The organism is Photobacterium sp. WH77 (assembly GCF_022014395.1).
Lineage (GTDB): Bacteria > Pseudomonadota > Gammaproteobacteria > Enterobacterales > Vibrionaceae > Photobacterium > Photobacterium arenosum.
Map to the genome: position 1 here is coordinate 57,513 of NZ_JAKLTE010000004.1, position 18,881 is coordinate 76,393.

At 48.6% G+C, this 18,881-nt stretch carries 12 protein-coding genes; 2 read left to right on the forward strand and 10 right to left on the reverse strand.

Annotation, left to right across the window (positions count from 1 at the left end; genetic code table 11):
- Window positions 1-40 precede the first annotated feature (40 nt).
- On the forward strand, window positions 41-1,480 hold the full coding sequence (locus L6J37_RS05375; protein WP_218384684.1) for a glyceraldehyde-3-phosphate dehydrogenase: 1,440 nt from the start codon (window positions 41-43) through the stop codon (window positions 1,478-1,480).
- 112 nt (window positions 1,481-1,592) lie between these two features.
- On the opposite strand, the gene L6J37_RS05380 is transcribed toward L6J37_RS05375, so the two are convergent.
- The 9 genes from L6J37_RS05380 to L6J37_RS05420 form a co-directional block, all read right to left on the reverse strand.
- Window positions 1,593-2,372, reverse strand: coding sequence for a hypothetical protein (locus L6J37_RS05380; RefSeq protein WP_237794428.1), 780 nt, complete (start codon window positions 2,370-2,372; stop codon window positions 1,593-1,595).
- Between the two features lie 267 nt (window positions 2,373-2,639).
- Window positions 2,640-4,868: a TonB-dependent receptor gene (locus L6J37_RS05385; RefSeq protein ID WP_192016633.1), complete on the reverse strand. Its 2,229-nt coding sequence runs from the start codon at window positions 4,866-4,868 to the stop codon at window positions 2,640-2,642.
- A 160-nt stretch (window positions 4,869-5,028) separates the two neighbouring features.
- Entirely contained in the window at window positions 5,029-6,339 is a 1,311-nt protein-coding gene (locus L6J37_RS05390; protein WP_370630681.1) for a lysine N(6)-hydroxylase/L-ornithine N(5)-oxygenase family protein, read from the reverse strand.
- A 22-nt stretch (window positions 6,340-6,361) separates the two neighbouring features.
- The gene (locus tag L6J37_RS05395; protein WP_237794430.1) at window positions 6,362-8,110 is read right to left on the reverse strand and encodes an IucA/IucC family protein; all 1,749 of its coding nucleotides are present in this window, start codon (window positions 8,108-8,110) and stop codon (window positions 6,362-6,364) included.
- Window positions 8,110-9,033: a GNAT family N-acetyltransferase gene (locus tag L6J37_RS05400; protein WP_237794432.1), complete on the reverse strand. Its 924-nt coding sequence runs from the start codon at window positions 9,031-9,033 to the stop codon at window positions 8,110-8,112. Before L6J37_RS05400 ends, L6J37_RS05395 begins: the two co-directional genes overlap by 1 nt.
- Window positions 9,026-10,804, reverse strand: a complete 1,779-nt coding sequence (locus L6J37_RS05405; RefSeq protein WP_237794435.1) for an IucA/IucC family protein — start codon at window positions 10,802-10,804, stop codon at window positions 9,026-9,028. Before L6J37_RS05405 ends, L6J37_RS05400 begins: the two co-directional genes overlap by 8 nt.
- Before the next feature lie 230 nt (window positions 10,805-11,034).
- The gene (fhuB, locus tag L6J37_RS05410) at window positions 11,035-13,017 is read right to left on the reverse strand and encodes a Fe(3+)-hydroxamate ABC transporter permease FhuB (RefSeq protein ID WP_237794436.1); all 1,983 of its coding nucleotides are present in this window, start codon (window positions 13,015-13,017) and stop codon (window positions 11,035-11,037) included.
- Window positions 13,018-13,037: 20 nt separating this feature from the next.
- The gene (locus L6J37_RS05415; RefSeq protein ID WP_192016627.1) at window positions 13,038-13,931 is read right to left on the reverse strand and encodes an ABC transporter substrate-binding protein; all 894 of its coding nucleotides are present in this window, start codon (window positions 13,929-13,931) and stop codon (window positions 13,038-13,040) included.
- Between the two features lie 21 nt (window positions 13,932-13,952).
- A complete protein-coding gene (locus L6J37_RS05420; RefSeq protein WP_218384696.1) occupies window positions 13,953-14,720 on the reverse strand; it encodes an ABC transporter ATP-binding protein in 768 nt (255 codons plus the stop codon).
- A gap of 187 nt (window positions 14,721-14,907) precedes the next feature.
- Here L6J37_RS05420 and L6J37_RS05425 point away from each other — a divergent pair, with 187 nt between their 5' ends.
- Complete coding sequence (locus tag L6J37_RS05425; RefSeq protein ID WP_237794437.1) at window positions 14,908-16,131, forward strand: MFS transporter; 1,224 nt, start codon at window positions 14,908-14,910, stop codon at window positions 16,129-16,131.
- Between the two features lie 337 nt (window positions 16,132-16,468).
- Here the strand turns inward: L6J37_RS05425 and ppsA are convergent, their stop codons facing one another.
- The gene (ppsA, locus tag L6J37_RS05430; RefSeq protein WP_192016624.1) at window positions 16,469-18,832 is read right to left on the reverse strand and encodes a phosphoenolpyruvate synthase; all 2,364 of its coding nucleotides are present in this window, start codon (window positions 18,830-18,832) and stop codon (window positions 16,469-16,471) included.
- Window positions 18,833-18,881: the final 49 nt, after the last annotated feature.

Here is an 18,881-nt window from a genome sequence, read left to right on the forward strand (position 1 = left end):
CCTGTTTTTCTTCCCAATATGTGAAAGGTCCTAAGTAAAGATGAGTCCGGAAAATTACCTCCTAGACTGGCAAACAAGTCAAACTAATGCTGAATCCATCTCACCAATTCTTGGCCAGCTATATCGACAAAAAGGCGTCGAAGTGCTGTTGTTCGGTCGTCAGGTAGTCAATGCCTCTGTTATCGACCTGATTAAAGCCCACCGTGTTGGTCGCCGTTATACCGGCTCTGATATTTCCCCTTCCCTGACCCTGCCATTGGTCGAAAAGCTGAACGACATGGACCTGTCGCCTTGCCGTATCGATATTGGTCAGCTGGCACATGCGTACTGGAAAGATCACAATGACGAAAGCCATCTGGACGATTTCCTGACAACGGCACTGGCTGAATCCCTGAGCAGTACACAAACGCTGCAATCACGTGATGTCGTGCTTTATGGCTTCGGACGGATTGGCCGCCTGCTGGCTCGTCTGCTGATTGAGAAAAGTGGCCCAGGCTACCCATTGCGCCTGAAAGCGATTGTGGTCCGCGGTGGTAAACATGGCGATCTGGAAAAGCGCGCCAGCTTGCTGCGTCGTGACTCTGTACACGGCCAGTTTAACGGCAGCATTACTGTTGATGAAGAGCGTAAAGCCATCATTGTTAACGGTAACTACATTCAGGTTATTTATGCAAACAGCCCGGCGGATGTAGATTACACCACCTACGGCATCAACAATGCGCTTGTGGTCGATAACACAGGTATCTGGCGTGATGCTGACGGCCTGAGCCAGCACCTGAAGTGCCCGGGTGCAGCGAAAGTGCTGCTGACTGCGCCGGGTAAAGGTGAGATCAAGAACATCGTATTCGGTGTGAATGAAAAAGACATTCTGAGTGAAGATACCATTATCTCAGCCGCGAGCTGCACCACCAACGCCATTACACCGGTACTGAAAGCCGTTCATGATAAGTACGGTGTACTGAACGGGCACATTGAGACCGTTCACTCTTACACCAACGATCAGAACCTGATCGACAACTTCCATTCCGGCGAACGTCGTGGACGCTCAGCATCACTGAATATGGTACTGACTTCTACAGGCGCAGCCAAAGCGGTGGCGAAAGCACTGCCTGCACTGGCCGGTAAACTGACAGGTAACGCAATTCGTGTCCCTACCCCGAATGTGTCCATGGCAGTGGCTAACCTGAACCTGGATACTGATGTGTCTGCAGAAGAACTGAACATCTACCTGAGAAACGTCGCCTTGAATTCGGCTTTGTCTGGTCAGATAGATTACACCCAATCAACTGAGATTGTATCCAGCGACATAGTAGGCTCTCGCCATGCGGGTGTTGTCGATGGTGCGGCAACTATCGCACAAGATAAGCGCTGCGTGCTGTATATCTGGTATGACAACGAATTTGGCTACAGCTGCCAGGTCGTTCACTGTATGGAACAAATGATGGGCGTTCGCTATCAGACCTTCCCTGCACTGAAATAAGCCCTACACAATAATAACAATATTCTCTTGCTGAACTTTAGCCGCCTGGTAATAACTCACACAGGCGGCATTTTTATTTCCGTGAAACAGGAATCAGAAAAGCCAGTAACAATTAATCCGCAAAACCAACAGCTACTTTTTCAATATCTGCTTCGCCGCTCACCCCTGAAAAATCAGCAAGATTGTCATCGATGCTTGCATTACTGCCCTGGAAGTAAGTCCCGCCATCTGGCACTTGGTCAAAACTCACAGATGTTGCGGGTGTCGTACTTTGGTCGGCTAAGCCCACACTCGCGTTCACAGGTGTCGACGCACTGATTTGCGACAATGCCAATTCAAATGCGCTGTAGACGGCGTCTGAACCATTGAGATCACCGCTCAGGCTACGCTGGGGATTTTTAATTAAGTCAAAACGAAGTGCAGTTTTACCCGCATTATCCGTCTGCTCTATCGTGCCAACAGATTTAACACCCAGACTTGTAATTCTTCCGCTTTCAGACTTAAAGTTCGGAGATTCATCGAACACAACAGTGTTACCGCCGCCCTGGACAAATATGTAATACAGGTTGGAGGTTGTATTTGTCCAGCCCGTCCCAATACGTTTCATTCGGACCTGAATATCGCCTTCATCAATATCGCCAGAATTGTTTAAATCAAAATTAACCGCCACGTCAAATAGCTGATCATCGGGTATGGTCGCTGATAGCTGATTGGCCAGATCAACTTGAATACTCATAGGTTCCGGTGTAAAAAACGAATCATTGACATCTGTTGTCACTATTGAGCCTTGCTGGCTTTCTTTAGTCGTCTGACTGGAACTGGATGAGTCGCTACCACAACCCGTTAACCCCATTGCAGCTAACAACAAATAAGATACTGATGATTTTCTCATTACTTTTCCTTTAATTAATTGTTGCTTTCACCCGTTTTTCTTGAAAAGAGTGATAAATACAAGCACTTTTTTGAAGCGACAAATTCTTGAGATGTATTCAATGCATTTAATTAAGAGTTGATGAAGATCACATCAGTAAAACTCACAGCTCAATAAACAACAAACATCAGAAATAGCTAATGGATGAATGATGCTCTTTCTAAAAAATAAAAAAACCGCCCGAGGTGTCGGGCGGTTTAAAGGCAGGATACATGTATATTTAACGGATCAGAACTTCACTTGGTAGTTCAGGGTGTAAGTACGGCCACGGCCTTTGTAGTCAAAAACTTCTGCAGGACCATAGCTTGAGTACCAACCCGCGGCACGCTGTCCCCAAACTGTACTGTATTCACGATCCAGCAGGTTCTGAATCCCGAAACCAAGGCTACCCACTGGTAACTGATAATTACCTACTAAATCAAATACTGTATAACCATTAATTTCATTGCCGGCTTCATCATCCAGATTAAACAAAGTCTGACTTTGCAGTTTCAGTGCGTAACTATCTTCAAACCAGGCCAGCCAAGCCCCAGCTTTTGAAGCACTTGCATAGTTGATAGATTGCTTCACCCAATCGTCATTAGCATTCTGCACTTCAGATTTCACCAGGTGTCCATTTACACCAGCCTGCAAAGCATTACTCACCCAGTAAGATGCCTGACCTTCCCAGCCATAAACTCGTGTCTTATCATCCAGGAGTTCAATGTTAAGCGTCTTTTTATTGGCGTTCACTTTCTTATCAGACTGAGAGTAATAAACAGCAGTCTGAATGCTCAAATCACTGCCATCATGGCGATAACCAATTTCATAGCTGTTGGTTTTAATGCCAGCCAGTTTCGAGTCATCGACATTGATGCTGCCAGTCAGGTTGTAATGGCCATTGGCATCCGGGCCATCATAAGTGCCAACACCGTAATATTTCGCTGGGTCTGACAGGTCAAAACCCTGAGAAAAATTCGCCCACACCTGATCTGTATCGGTGAGGTGGTAGATAGTGCCTAGATTGAATAAACCGATATCATAATCCGTTTCACCACCCGGTACCGCATCAGCAGACGTGCCATTACCATGGGCGATCGCAACTTGCGTACCTGAAGCAACAAAATCATCCACTTTGTTATTCATGTACTGGAAACGATAGCCACCTTCAACTGTCCAGTCTTCAGTGATCGCATAGTCCGCCTGAATAAAACCAGCGATAGAAGACACTTCGGTACCAGGATAACGGCCAATCATCGAAGCTTTGCGATTCACTAAGCCGCCAGAGTTATAACTGGTCTGACGGTCAAACAGCATCTGATTGCTGTCTAATTTATCGATATAGCCATCAATACCATAAGTCAGAGTCAGGTTATCCAGGGATTTGATCATCGCGGCACGAAGGCTGATCACGTCCGTTTCCTGCTCAGATGCCGCTAAATACGTTGAATAGATAAACGGAATAAAGCTCAGTGTTTCATTACGGTATGATGCCTGAACCAGTAACTCGTGGCTCAGAAAGTCAGTGTTAATGTAATCTACATTAAGCATCAGACGTTCGGTTGAGCCCTGACGATCAGACTCGAAACCGTCTCTGACATCAATCAGACTTTTATCACCTGGATTGCCTGTAATGTTTTTATTTACACCAGCCAGATCCTGACCGAAGTAAATACCATACGGGCTATCTTGCTCACTGCTGTAGTATTGAGCCAGAAGATTTACTGTTTGAGTATCGGTTGGCGTAATTGATAGCGTACCCAGTACATCAATCACTTCATTGAATTGGACAGAGCCCTGCGTAATGTCTGGTACAACGATATCGCCATTAGCATCGTAATAGCCCTGTGTTTCACCATAAACAACAGAAGCACGACCTTTTACCAAGTCATTGCCACCGCTGACAGACTGGGCCAGTTTATAATCAAAGTCATCGCTACTATTAAAGCCAGATGTGGTACTGACGTAGCTCTCAAACTGTAGCTCATCACTTTCTGCTTTTTTAGTGACGATATTGATCACACCACCGGTTGCGCCAGCGCCGTAGATCGCAGTAGCGCCAGAAAGAATTTCGATACGATCAATATTAAACGGATCAATAGAATCCAACTGACGGCTGATGAGACGAGAAGAGTTCAGTGATACACCGTCTATCATCACCAGCATCGGACGACCACGCAGGTTCTGACCATAATTGGTTCTGCCCTGGCTGCTTACGTCCAGCGATGGAACCGCTGCAGCAAGAATTTCACCCAGACTTTTACCACCACGGTATTCTTGCTCGATTTGAGCATTGTCGATGTACCAGACAGTGCCTGGAATATCACTGATTGCTTTCGGTGCGCGGCTGGACACCACCACCATTTTTTCTTCCGTTGTCTTATATTCTTGAGCGAAAGCTGCGCTGGATACGAAAGTAGTGGCGGCCACTGCAGCTGCCACTGTCGTCAATTGAAACATCCCTTTTTTCACGGACATGATTACCACTTCTTGTTTTAAGTTAACTACCAATACAGAGTTTGATAATCATACTCATTTGCCACTTTATTTCCATATCCAAGGTAAAAAAAGTTCAATTTTTATGTATTTTTTTAAGGCCTTATATTTAATAAGGATATCTATAAGGCCAGATTGGCACTTAAGAAGCCTTGGCATACTCAGTGACCAAGCGCTCTGTTACCCATTCGATCATGCCCTTATCACTTTCAATATCGAAGACAGATTTTTGACAAAGCTGATTGATAATCCGCGCACTGCGCCATGCCATCAGGCTCAGTTGAGGCTCGGCTATACCATGACTGTGCATGCCGGCATTCACCGCAAAGATTTTATTGTCAGCGCTGCCTTTCCATTTCAATTCGAAATTAGCCGTCATGCCATATCGGCCTTTTTCATCCAATTCCAGTAACGGCAGAATGGATTTCAGACATTGTGGATACGGTGAACTGAAGCCGGTCGCCAGGATAATGATATCGGCTTCATGCGCTTCCACCTGCTGGCTCAGTGCATTGAGTGACTGAATAGCAAAACCACCAGACAGATTGTCAACGACATTAACCGTTCTGTGCGGCAGCAGTCGTACCCACTTGTCTTCTTTCAGGACATCAAACCGATAGTAAAGCTCGCGATAAATCGCTAACAAAGCTGCCTGTGTCACACCATCTGAAGTCAGTTTCTGTGCATCAATTTCAGACTGTTTGACTGACGGCTCCAAGTCCAGGAATGTTTCGACATATTCAGGTGTGAAGAACTCATTGGTGAATGCCGCTTCGTCAAGTGGCTGGAAATTCGAACGACGGGATAACCAGTCCAGGCTTTTCACTTTGCCCCACTTACCGTTCAGCACGTTCAGGAAAATATCAGCACCACTCTGACCACCACCGACAACCATGACGCGCTTACCAGTAAAATCACGATCACGCAGCCCCATTTCAGCTGCATGAAACACCTTGTCACTGATGTGCGGCTTGGCACAATCAGGGATGAACGGCACCTTGCCTGTGCCGATACAAAGATTTTTCGCTAAGTAAGCACCATTCGTCGTTTCAATTTCAAACGCTTCTCCCGTGTACTCAATATTCTCCACACGGCTTGAGAACTGTACGTTTGATAACTGGTGTGCTGTCCAGGCCAGATAATCGGAAAATTCATGACGACTGATACAACTCAGCTCTGCAGACAAAAAACGATAAAACTTTTTCTGATCAACCAGGTATGACAAAAATGAGTATGGGTTTTGCGGATCAACAGCCGTCACCAGGTCTTTCAGAAACATGGTCTGCATATTGGTGTTGTCCAGCAGCAGCCCCGGATGCCAGGAAAAAGATTCACGACCTTCAAAAAAGCAGGCATTTAGCTCAGTTTTACTTTCAATAAGTGCCGCCACACTCAGATTGAACGGCCCTACACCCACACCCGCCAAGTCCAGACATTGTTTATGATTATTCATTTTCATTTCTATTTCCTTATTGTTATCGGGCTAAAACCAATGGGTTATCAAGCATGTCGTCCATGTCCGGCAGCATTCGGGACGCACTGCTATCAGTGCTGTGTCTGAACTTCGCCAGATTTAATCCAATACGCAAAATTCGGGGTTTAAACAGATCCAGCCGCTCATACCGCTCTTCCAGTTCAGGATGCTGGGAAATATGCTCACCGATTCGATCGCCAAGCAAGCGATAGAACTGCTGCTCTGTGAATCCCAGCTTTTCAACTAATGGAGAGATAAAACGCAGCACTGTGACGAAATGACCCGTTTGCAAATCATGGATGATCAGCTCTTCAGGTAAGCGTACCGTCACGGCTTTGACCATAGGATCAAGCGAGTCCTGTTCGGGCAAATCACGCTCAACCAGACGCATATCGCCTTGGAAATCTTTCAGCAGAATGCGTTTGGGTGCGAAATTTTCCATCACGATAGTAATATTCTGGCCGTGAGCAATCAGCGACACGCCATATTTAGTCAGCAAGTGATAAAAAGGTATTACGACAGCATCAAAGAGTTTGGTCAGCCATGCTTCAACAGACAGCCCTGACGCTGCAATGTATTCGCCGATCAGCGGATTGCCCTGAGAATCAGACTCCATCAGGGCAGCCATCAAAATGGCAGATTCATTTGTTCTCAGCTTAGAGGCCAGAGATTCACGCCAGATAACACCCAGCAGTTCGTGATATCGGTATGGCGCTTTTTCCAGCAGCTTGTAATCCGCTTGCGCTGCATAAGCCGAAGCCGGCTCCTGCAACACTTCAGCCTCTTTACCCAGCAAGAGCGGATCGTTTTTAAAAACCTGATCGATCCAGTCTGATGCCAGCGGACCCGCCAAAATATAACGACCAGGAATACCCCGATAACAGGAAGTATTCATGATTGTCAGCGGTAACTTGATATCATAGCCCTGTGGCCGGGATACATTACTCAGGGTACGGATAGACAGTTGCGGCAAAAAGTAGTCGCCAAACTCACCAAGATACAACAACGATTTGTCAGCCATTTCTCGGACAAATAACAATGATAATTTTTGAGACCACTGCCAGGGATGCACTGGTACCAGAGTATAATCCTGCTGCTCTACCTCACATTGAGCTAATACACGCCCTAGCTTCGCCTGTTCTGCTTCAGAGACCGCCGAGTCAACCAGCTCCTGCCAATGGGTGCGTGCGTTGGTTGATTTTTGCAAAATCGAATGATGAACGGCAACCCAGCCTAACTGAAATGCACGTTGCGATTCCGGAGCGTAGAGGTCAAGATCATCCGTCCCCCACCCTCTGCGGCCTTTATTAAAAGCAAACTTCGGATGACCGTCGAAATAGGTCTGCTGCAACTCACAGCTCAAACTGACCAGATCTTTCACTGTCATAGCCTGTTTTTTCTCTGCCAGCTTACAGTCACCCAGCAAGGTGGCATTCAAATCTTCAAAATGCTCGGCTAATGCTTCATCCGGTATGTTGAGCAGGCTTTGAATATCCATCATGAATTGAGTGGCTAGCAATGACCCGGTATCCGGTATGCGCGTGACAGTCTGCGGGTCAATCACCACTTGCCCCCAAATGTTTGCTTTTCCTTCGAACCGGTAGCTGACACCATGATCCAGATTCAGGATAAACCCGTCTTCTGACACCTGAAACTGAAAAGCCTGCTCATAGGCAAACTCGCTGATCATCTTGGCCACGATGGCACGATTCGCCTGAGGCCAGTACTTTTGCAACGCCTGTTGAATCATCACCATTGTTCCTCAAAGAATGCACCGCGCTTCAGCATCAGCAGCGCTGAACGTTTATGCGGAAAATTAAATTCAAACAGCTTCTGATAACCCACTTCTTTAATCCGGTTAAACAGGCGCTGGTTATCTGAACGGGGTTCAAGAACAATGCGAGTCGTGCGCACATCATCAATAAACAGATAATGACTGATTGCACGCATCCAACAGTTAAAATACCTCGGCCCGCGGAACTGGTCTTCACCCACTAATAAATGGATACCGCGATCATAAGGCTGCACGTCATAATAAGGGCTGAGTCTGTCTTCGCACACCCAGTAAGCCTCAACATAACCAAATGCTTCGCCGTTGAACTCACCAATCAGCGGAATAATGTGCGGGTCATTCAATCGGGACTGAGCAAACTCCGCCAGATCGTCTTTACTCCAGGCCTGCTCCCAGAAATGCGCGACACGGGGATCATTCATCCAGCGAACAAATCGATCCAGATCCCGCTCCATATCAAAGACGCGAAAAGAGATGTCAAGATCGGCCTGATGATCAAAGCGCTGGTAAACAGTACCGGTTGGCATGACAGGACGCAGCGGATGATGGCGGTACTGGTTGTTTGTCTGCACTTCAATCAACGGAAAGTGGCTCGATACCGTGTGGCGATGCCATTGCGCGGGCATCTGGTAAAACAGCGATTTATATAACGCCGCCCCTTCACATAACGGCAGCCATTTTGCCAGCTCGGCCAGAATCACTTCAGAGGCTTCCAGTTGAAAACAATTGCAGTCAAACTGTTGACTGAATTCGCCATCCAGATCAGCAATCAGCTGTTCTATCACCTGAGGATTGACAAGATCACTTTCCGATAGCGTCAACTGCACGCGAAGTGGGTTTTCGCTTCCTTCAACCACTTGAAACGTCTTTGCATTAAACATTCATGGCTTCCTTTACATTGATGAGTGGATTGGGCAGATCAAAGTAGATCACGGCTGGATCCGGAATGGAGTTTTCATTGAAATTCTGCAGGTAACAGAAGAAGTTTCCTTTGCAGCACAGACCTTCGTCATTGAGCACATAGTCGAGACAGGCGGAGTCGCTGACGCCCTGATCTTTAAGCGCTTCAAGCTGTTCGCGAAGAATGGCAATCAGCGTCATTTCTTCAATTTCAGCGCCAGCACAAATAGAACCGATGACGTTAAATGTAGAGTTAATAATCAGGTAGTAAGCAAAGTAGCGACGTACTTTCTCCTGGCTCCAGTAATTTTCGACATCCTGCCTGGTGTCGCTCAAGGCATCTGCAAATCGCTCGAAAGCCAGATCGGTATATCCGGTTCCCTGACAATCCCGGTAATACATGCCGACCGGAAAACCCTCTTGCAATTGCAGAACAATGTTTTGCTGGTGAGCCAGAAATACCACGCCATAGTTGGCCTGAAGGTTAAACAAAGGAATAACGCAATGCTCACAATACGCCTGGAACCAGGCTTTCGCAGCTTGCTCTGAGCTAATTTTCTGACTGGCGGCATAATCGGCAACCCGTGTTGCTAACAGGCTTTTGCCACCAAATGGATTTTGCTGTGCCAAGGTTGCCAGCACAACCGCTTCTTCATTTTCCTTGTCTGCTAACGGATTGTCACGAAACGCCACCAGAGATTCATCTATGGCTTTTCCGTTTTTATCAATCAGCCCCAGATAGGCAGGTTCCTGCATCAGCTGAAACCCTTTCCCGTTACCCAGCACATGCTGAATATCTGTCTCTGAAAAGAGCTGATTCAAACGAATACCACGAATCACTTCTTTGACCGACAGGTTACGAATTGAGTTTGTCAGTTTCACACTCAGCGAGAATTTCAGCATGTACGGCAAAGAAGGCGCGTACAATGAACGCGTCGACGAGGTTGGATACCAGTCGCATCCTGATTCCCCTAAGTCTTTAATCAACCCCTTCTCGCAGTATTCAATGACATCCGGATACTGACCAAATACTTGCCACTGCCAGGGATGCACTGGAAGCAGAACCTGATTATCAGTAAGCGATTCTAACAGTGCCTGATTAAACCTTGCGTCAGAGCGAATCAGCTCGGACATGCGCTCTGTGACGGATTGTTCAGCAGAGCTGCCAGACACAGTGATAGATGAATCAACAGCCAGCCAGCGAAGGGGAAAATGGCTGCCAAACTCAGGAGAAAACCGTTTCGCATCGTCTGTACTGAACTGTTCACGACTCTTAGGAGCCGGATGAAAAGAGTGGCCAATCAGCAGCCCCTGCTCCGCTTGCTGAAAATTCAACGCCTGGTTAAACAGCACCTCACCATAGGGGCTTTGGCTGGTAGCACTGTAGGTATTGTGGTGACTTTCCATAACACGTTTGATGAAAATATGTTTTTGTTCTTCTGTCACCAAACCAACCAGCGAGGGCTCTTCCAGAATAAGAGCGACCAGCTCTGGAAAGCTGATTTCACTGGATGTCCCGGCATCCAGCAAGGCCGGAAAATGATATTCATGAACACCCAAAGAAGAGTAATAACGAAGAGGAATACGAATTTGCTGCTGATTGGCTAGCGGAATCAGAAAACTCGTACCTTCGCTTCCTGACTCAAACTGAATGGATGAACATTCTCTGGCAAGCGCATTTAAGAAACAGGCCGCGGCAACATCATGCTGATCCGAGGTTAAGTTTGCGCAGGATGTGTTATGTATTTTCATAATGAACTCATTGCATTAACAATTGTGTCAAATGCTAATGATTATCAAAAACATAATCAATACTTTTATGTTAATTCTATTTGAATTTTTTATATGGCAAATTCTGTTATTGAGACTTGGTATCTGACTGAGCTAAAAGTAAAAAAGCCAGCAATCATTGCTGGCTTTCGAAACAAATGCAGTGCTTTTTACCAAAACACACTCTGTGACTTAGATATCGACTGTAAACGCTACTTTCGCATCAAATACAGGAAATAACCGCCGCCTATCACTGAAGCGAGCAAGCCCGCGGGAAATTGCCAGGGGAACCATAGGTTTCGCCCTATCCAATCGGCAACCATCATCAGGCAACCACCCAGTAAACAGGCAACAATGAGTTGTCGGCTTGCCGTGTACTGGTTGAGGGTGCGCGCCATATGCGGGGCAAGTAACCCGACAAAACTCAATGGACCAATCACGATAGTGCAAAGCGTTGTCAAACCCGCAACCAGTAACAGCAATAACTGCCTGACTCGCCGGCAATCCAGGCCGACACTGGTTGCACTGACTTCACCCAACCCAATCAGGTCGATCCAGCGACTCAGCGACAAAGTGACTATCAGCAGCCCGCCGACACCGATAGCCAGTAAGGTGACATCCTGAGCTGAAACCAAATAGGTGGAACCTGAAAGCCAGGTCAGCAAAGCGCGGACATTATCCTGCCCCGAGGACATCGCGATGCGCAGGAAAGCATCAAGGCCGGCACTTAATGCTATGCCTGTCAGCAAAGTCTGCGTAGGTGCAAACTGATGCTTCTTGCCCATCAGCCAGATCACTGCAGTTACGAGCAACGCCCCCGCCGTACCCAGCATGACTTGTTCATGACGTTCAACGGAAATACCAAGCAATGCACCGATAACCAGTGCCAGAGCGGCTCCTGAACTGATACCCAAGACTTCAGGGCTTGCCATGGGGTTGGTTGTCACACGCTGAATAATCGTACCTGCCAGTGCCAGACCAATGCCCGCAAGCAGAGCCACAGCCACCCGGGGGAAACGGTATTCCCAGACAGCGTCCGTAAAAGTCACGGACCAGCCTTGCTGCCCCTGGCCCACGGTGATCGCCAGGATCAAGCATAAAGATGCAAACACAGACAAAATCAGCACGGTCTTTTTAAAATCACGCTGATGGTAGTGAGCAGTACTTTCATCCCTTGCTCTAAGCTCGGACTGTAAGGTTTTTCGCCTCAGCAGCCAAAGTAAAAACGGTGAACCTAACAAGGCGGTCATGGCACCCGTTGGCAGCATCTCGCCGCCGACACCAGAGAATGGCTGAATGATGAGATCAGCCAGCAGCAGCATCAGCGAGCCAATCACCCCACTGAGCAGAATATTCTGATGCAACTTCCGGCTACCCAGCATACGCGCAACGGCTGGTGCAACGATGCCGACAAAACCAATCAGCCCTACTTCGCTGACCACGCTTGCCGTCATAAAAATGGCCAGCCCCAGACACAACACTTTAATCTGTTTAACGTTTATACCCAGCGAGCTAGCAACGCCATCGCCCAGTTGCAAAGACGCTAACGGGCGCTGCAATAACATTAAAGCAGCCAGCGGTAAGAGCGTCATAGGCAGCAAAGTCGTGACTGTATCCCACCCGTTTTGATTCAGCGTACCCGCACCCCAGACAAAAACAGACGACAAAGTCTGCTCATGAAGCAGTAACAGCATGGTATTGACAGAACCAAAAAACAGGCTGATCACCATGCCAGCCAGTACCATATGAACAGGCGCGAACCCCCGTTTAGCCGACAGCAGAAACACCAGAGCTGTAGCCAGAGAGCCCCCCAGAAACGCAGGAAAAAATGAAGGTGTTGCTAAAGATGCCGGCAATAACAAGATACCCAGTACCATACCCAGCTCGGCACCAGAGGCCACACCCAGGGTCGTTGGCGATGCAATTGGGTTGCGTAACACAAATTGCATGACAGCCCCTGCAACTGCCAGGGAAAAACCACATAACACCGCAACCACCAGGCGAGGCAAATACGTCAGGTTAACAATAATGTGCTGGTAATTGGTGGGATCGTAATTGAGCAGCGTTTCCCAGAGTAATGGCAACCCTTGCGAATAAGGCACGGTAAGATTGAGCAGATAGCCAATAACGACTATCAGGCCCGGTATAATCAACAGCAGCCGGGTTTGTTGGCCCGAGCGCAGCAATGAATCCATCAAAGTAACCTGGGACGGCATTAGTTCTGTGTCAATGCTTGTGTAATGAAATCGCTAAAGCGCTGCGCTGAGACTAAACCACCAAAAGTCCAGATCGCAGGCAACTCATAAACGGAATCCGAACGGGTAAACGCCATCACCTGCCAGAGTGGTGATTGAATCAGCTTCTTTTGCTCATCCGCTTTCAACGGGCCGAAAATCATCACATTCGTGTTTTGATGTTCAGCCATTTTTTCGATACCGGCTGTGGTGAATCCCCACATATTGGTCGGCTCCTGCCAGTCGTTTTTCAGCCCCATCGCCGTAATAGTGTCCTGAGTCAGAGACCCTTCACTGTGAATACGCAGGGTTTTATCATTGATAAACCGAACAAACATCAAAGGTTTTTGCCCTGCCTCAGAAGCAAGGACTTTATCACCGTTTTGCTTGAGGTGAGCCGATACGGTTTCAATAACAGATTGCGCCCTTTGCTCTTTGCCCAGCACTTTTCCTAACTGCTGAGTCACCTTAACGGCATTGGCAAGCGGTGTTTTCGAATCGCTGTAAATGGTGTACACCAGTGTCGGCGCAATGGCATTTAGCTGCTGATAGACAGGGCTCATGTGATTGCTGACCAGGATAACATCTGGCTGCATCTCTGCCAGCAACTCCAGATTGGGTTCTCGCCGTGAGCCGACATTCATCGCTGAATCGGGCAATGCAGGCTCGCCTACCCAGGTACGGTAACCGTCTTTATCCGCGACACCTGCGGGTATCACCCCCAAACTCAGCACGGTTTCTGTCAGCGCCCAGTCCAGTGCCACCACTTTCTCAGGCGGCTCAGTAAATTCTGTTTCGCCTAACTCGTGCTTTATCGTCATCGCCTGACTCTGAAAAGTCAGTACGGTAAAAAGCAATGCGATAGTCTTTCTCACGGTCTTTCCCTGTTTTTATTGCTATGGAATGTAACTGATCGGTTGGCCGGTTTGCGGATGCGAAAACAGCGCCAGCTCCATGCCATATATCTTCTTGAGAACATCAGGGGTCATCATCTCTTCTGGCGCCCCTTGTGCGATCACTTTACCTGAATGCAAAGCAATTAAGTGGTCGCTGAACTTGGCTGCCATGTTGACATCATGCAACACCATGATGACAGTCAATCCAAGGCTGAGGTTCAATTCCCTGATTAAATGCAGCAATTCATATTGGTGGGCGACATCCAGCGCAGAAGTCGGTTCATCCAGCAAAATACACTTGCTCTGTTGTGCCAGCAACATGGCGACCCAGGCCCGTTGTCTTTCACCGCCAGACAAGGTAGCAACAAAACGATCAGCAAAGTGGGCCAGCCCCACTCTCTCAATCGCTTCATCGACTAACAGGTAATCGTGCTGGCTGTAACGACCGAATGCACCTTTCCAGGGATACCGGCCAAAACACACCAATTCGCGCACTGTCACACCATCTGTGATCGGTGGATGCTGAGGCAGATAAGCGACATTGAGAGCAAATGTCTTACTGTCAAACTTCTGAACAGGCTGATCTTTGAGCAAAACTTGCCCGGCAGCAGGCACATTTTGCCGGCTGAGCAGTTTCATCAGAGTGGATTTGCCACAACCATTATGGCCGAGCAAAGTCGTGACTTTTCCGGGTTCAAAGGCCAGTGACGTAGGATGAAGAATCCGTTTCCCGTCCACATCAAAGGCAGCGTCAATGAGTTGATACATGAATGCGGTAATGTGTTGCACAACAGAGTGCACGAACTTTATCACAGCCTACTGTTAATGATAATAGTTTTCACAACCATTAATTAGATGTAGGATACCCATCACTAATCTCAAGTGAGAACGAGAACACTTCTCCTTTGCTTTGTATCACCTGATTTTCACACTCATTTCCAGTCAGGACGGGAACATGACGCACGATGCCAGCCGAACACAACGTCGCTTTCACCTTACCCTTATCGCGCTTATCGCTGCCTTAATGGGCATCGGACAAAATGGTTTATTAGTGTCACTTCCCTTTCTTGTTGAACACTCCGCATTTGGCTTGCCCACCTGGTCGATTGTGATTGCGATTGGCAGTTTCCTGTTTCTGCCTTCGGCACCTTTCTGGGGCAGCTTCAGTGACCGGAACGGGCCAAAAACTGTCGTTCTTCAGGCGTTAGCCGGAATGGCGGTCAGTTTTCTGCTTCTACTCATTTTCACCGCCCTCAGCAATGAGTTCAGCGAACAAACCTACCTGTGGCTGGCCGGGCTTATAGTGGCGCGTATCATTTACGGCTGTACTGTGGCAGGTATGGTGCCGGCCAGTCAGCACTGGGCGATATTACTGTGCGGTGAAGGCAACCGCCTGCAAGCCATAACATCCGTCAGCATCGGGCTGAGCACAGGACGGCTGATTGGCCCTTTGCTGGCGATGGGCGCTTTACAACTGCACACCTATGCACCACTGATGCTGATGGTCGCATTTCCAGTGATTGCCTTACTTGGCGCCTGCTGGCTGCCCAAACCAGCTTTTACGCCGAAAGCGGATTCAGAAAAAACATCGCCGCCAGGCAAGTCACGCAAACTGCCGGAAATGACGCTGCTGCCGTTATTACTGACAGGTTTATTGCTTTGCACGGTTGTTGCTTTGCTGCAATACAGCCTGTCGCCTTTAATTGAATCGATCACCATGTGGGCCACAGATGACATCAGTCAGGCTATTGGCTTGCTGCTGACTCTGAGCGCCGCGTTTACCCTGTTGACCCAGGTGCTGGTGATCAAAAAGAAGAAACTGGACATCGACACCATGTACCGGCTGGGCGGCTTTGCCCTGCTGGCTGGTTTCGTGCTTTTCCTCAACTCGGCTTTCTGGGTATTCACTATCGCCATGGTCGTGGTTTCCGTAGGCGCTGCACTTTTAGTGCCGGCATATACGTCAATGGCAACACAAACCAACCCGGAAAAACCCGGAAAGATCGCCGGTTTGATTTCGATGTCGCATACCCTGGGTTATGGTCTGGCATCTTTACTTGCCAGTACGGCTGTCATTTTCCCGCAATTACCGGTTTGGGTCTGTATTGGCTTCGCGGTTTTAGTGGCCGGGATTGCCTTTACCCGCCGGAAGGAAAAAGAGGCGGTGAGTGTTGTTTAAGGGTGGTCGCGAAGTGATCACAAATGTAGCGTTTGTGCCTTGTAACCCCTCCTAGCCTCCCCCTTGAAAAGGGGGAGGAACAGCACCGAATCTATTGTGAGCACGATTATCCCCTCCCCTTGGCAAGGGGAGGGTCAGGGTGGGGTTCGTGAAGTGAGCACATATTTGGCGTCTGTGCCCAGTAACCCCCTCCTAACCTCCCCCTTGAAAAGGGGGAGGAACTATTCGAGTGTGTTGTGAGTACGGATATCCCCTTTGCCTGACAAGACGGACAAACATGAAAAAGCCCGCGACATGCGCGGGCTTATTTTTTCATTTCAGCTTAGCTGACTTGTACTTATTTCTTACCCAGATGCAGCCAGGTTTCCACCACGGTATCCGGGTTCAGTGAAACAGAATCGATGCCCTGCTCCATCAGCCAGTCGGCCAGATCGTCATGGTCAGATGGGCCCTGACCGCAGATACCGACATATTTCCCGGCTTTACGGGCTGCTTTAATGGCCATCGACAGCATGGCTTTCACGGCTTCATTACGCTCATCAAACATATGGGCGATTTCACCTGAGTCACGGTCCAGACCCAGCGTCAGCTGTGTCATGTCGTTGGAACCAATCGAGAAGCCGTCGAAGTACTTCAGGAACTCTTCGGCCAGAATCGCGTTCGATGGCAGCTCACACATCATGATGACTTTGAGGCCGTTCTCGCCGCGACGCAGGTCGAATTTCGCCAGCAGATCAATTACAGAAGCCGCTTCGCTCACGGTACGCACGAATGGGATCATCACTTCAACGTTACGCAAACCCATGGTATTGCGAACACGTTTAATCGCTTCACATTCCAGTGCAAAACAATCCTGGAACTTAGGCGACACGTAACGCGATGCGCCACGGAAACCAATCATCGGGTTTTCTTCAACCGGTTCGAAGTTCACACCACCAACCAGATTGCGGTATTCGTTCGATTTGAAGTCTGACATCCGTACAATCACACGCTTCGGCCAGAATGCGGCAGCCAGGGTGGAGATCCCTTCGGTCAGTTTCTGAATGTAGAACTCAACCGGGTCGGAGTAACCAGCGATGCGGCGATCAATTTCAGCTTTCAGCTCGTCCGATTGCGCGTCATAGTTCAGCAGCGCTTTCGGGTGAATGCCGATCATCTTGTTGATGATGAACTCCAGACGCGCCAGACCCACACCTTCGTTTGGAATGCAGGCGAAGTCGAATGCACGATCCGGGTTGCCCACGTTCATCATGACTTTCAGTGGCAGTTCAGGCAAGTTGTCCACTTCAGAGCGGCGGATTTCGAAATCCAGCTCGCCTTCGTAGATAAAGCCCGTTTCGCCTTGTGCACAGGAAACTGTCACGATCTGGCCGTCTTTGAGCAGCTCAGTGGCGTTACCACAACCGACAACGGCAGGAATACCCAGTTCACGGGCAATGATCGCCGCGTGACAAGTACGACCACCACGGTTAGTCACGATGGCAGCCGCTTTCTTCATGACAGGTTCCCAGTCCGGGTCAGTCATATCAGCCACCAGCACATCACCAGCCTGTACCTGATCCATTTGGTCGAGATGATTCACCACACGGACCACACCGGTACCGATGCGCTGACCGATAGCACGACCTTCAACCAGAGATGTACCCTGGCCATTCAGGTGGAAACGCTCCATCACATTGGCATCATCACGGGAACGAACGGTTTCCGGACGCGCCTGAACAATCATCAGCTCACCGGTGATACCATCTTTCGCCCACTCGATGTCCATCGGACGACCGTAGTGTTTTTCGATGATCATGGCTTGCTTCGCCAGAGCCTCGACTTCGGCGTCGGTCAGGGAGAAGCTGTTTTGCTCTTCGGCGGTTGTGTCCTGAATAACAACTTGTGTACCCAGGGCTTTACCTTCACCGTAAATCATTTTCTGAAGCTTAGAGCCCAGAGTACGGCGAACGACGGCAGGATTACCGGCAACCAGGGTAGGTTTATGTACGTAGAATTCGTCCGGGTTAACCGCGCCTTGCACGACCATTTCACCCAGACCTACAGAAGAAGTGATGAACACGACCTGATCAAAGCCAGATTCAGTGTCCAGTGTAAACATCACACCGGAAGAGGCTTTATCAGAGCGTACCATGCGCTGAATACCCGCAGACAGTGCCACACCTTTATGGTCAAAACCCTGGTGAACACGGTACGAGATAGCACGGTCGTTAAACAGAGAAGCAAATACGTGTTTCACGGCTTCGAAAACTGAATCGATACCGCGAACGTTAAGGAAAGTTTCCTGCTGGCCTGCGAATGAGGCATCTGGCAGGTCTTCAGCGGTTGCAGAAGAGCGTACAGCGACGGACAACATCTCGTCACCTTCACCCAGTTCCTTGTAGCACTGACGAATGTCCTGCTCAAGGTCGGCTGGCAACGGTGCTTCATACACCCATTTACGGATAGTATCACCCGCCTGCTTCAGCGCGTTCACATCATCGACATCCAGCGTATCCAGCAGATCGTAAATACGATCATTCAGGTTATTGGCTTCCAGAAACTGGTTGAATGCATAAGATGTTGTTGCGTAACCGTTAGGTACTTTCACGCCAGCATTCGCAAGATTGGCGACCATTTCGCCCAGCGATGCGTTCTTACCACCAACTTTATCAACGTCGTTCATTGATAAAGCATCATACCAAACAACATTCTGTTGCACGGGAAGTCTCCTTGTATTGGATCAGCTGTATAGTGTGGGCAAACTCTTA

Bases quoted from the DNA above. Each gene is read 5' to 3' on its own strand.
- L6J37_RS05375 (WP_218384684.1), top strand. From the start codon at position 41: ATGAGTCCGGAAAATTACCTCCTAGACTGGCAAACAAGTCAAACTAAT.
- L6J37_RS05380 (WP_237794428.1), bottom strand. From the start codon at position 2,372: ATGAGAAAATCATCAGTATCTTATTTGTTGTTAGCTGCAATGGGGTTA.
- L6J37_RS05385 (WP_192016633.1), bottom strand. From the start codon at position 4,868: ATGTCCGTGAAAAAAGGGATGTTTCAATTGACGACAGTGGCAGCTGCA.
- L6J37_RS05390 (WP_370630681.1), bottom strand. From the start codon at position 6,339: ATGAATAATCATAAACAATGTCTGGACTTGGCGGGTGTGGGTGTAGGG.
- L6J37_RS05395 (WP_237794430.1), bottom strand. From the start codon at position 8,110: ATGATTCAACAGGCGTTGCAAAAGTACTGGCCTCAGGCGAATCGTGCC.
- L6J37_RS05400 (WP_237794432.1), bottom strand. From the start codon at position 9,033: ATGTTTAATGCAAAGACGTTTCAAGTGGTTGAAGGAAGCGAAAACCCA.
- L6J37_RS05405 (WP_237794435.1), bottom strand. From the start codon at position 10,804: ATGAAAATACATAACACATCCTGCGCAAACTTAACCTCGGATCAGCAT.
- fhuB (WP_237794436.1), bottom strand. From the start codon at position 13,017: ATGGATTCATTGCTGCGCTCGGGCCAACAAACCCGGCTGCTGTTGATT.
- L6J37_RS05420 (WP_218384696.1), bottom strand. From the start codon at position 14,720: ATGTATCAACTCATTGACGCTGCCTTTGATGTGGACGGGAAACGGATT.
- L6J37_RS05425 (WP_237794437.1), top strand. From the start codon at position 14,908: ATGACGCACGATGCCAGCCGAACACAACGTCGCTTTCACCTTACCCTT.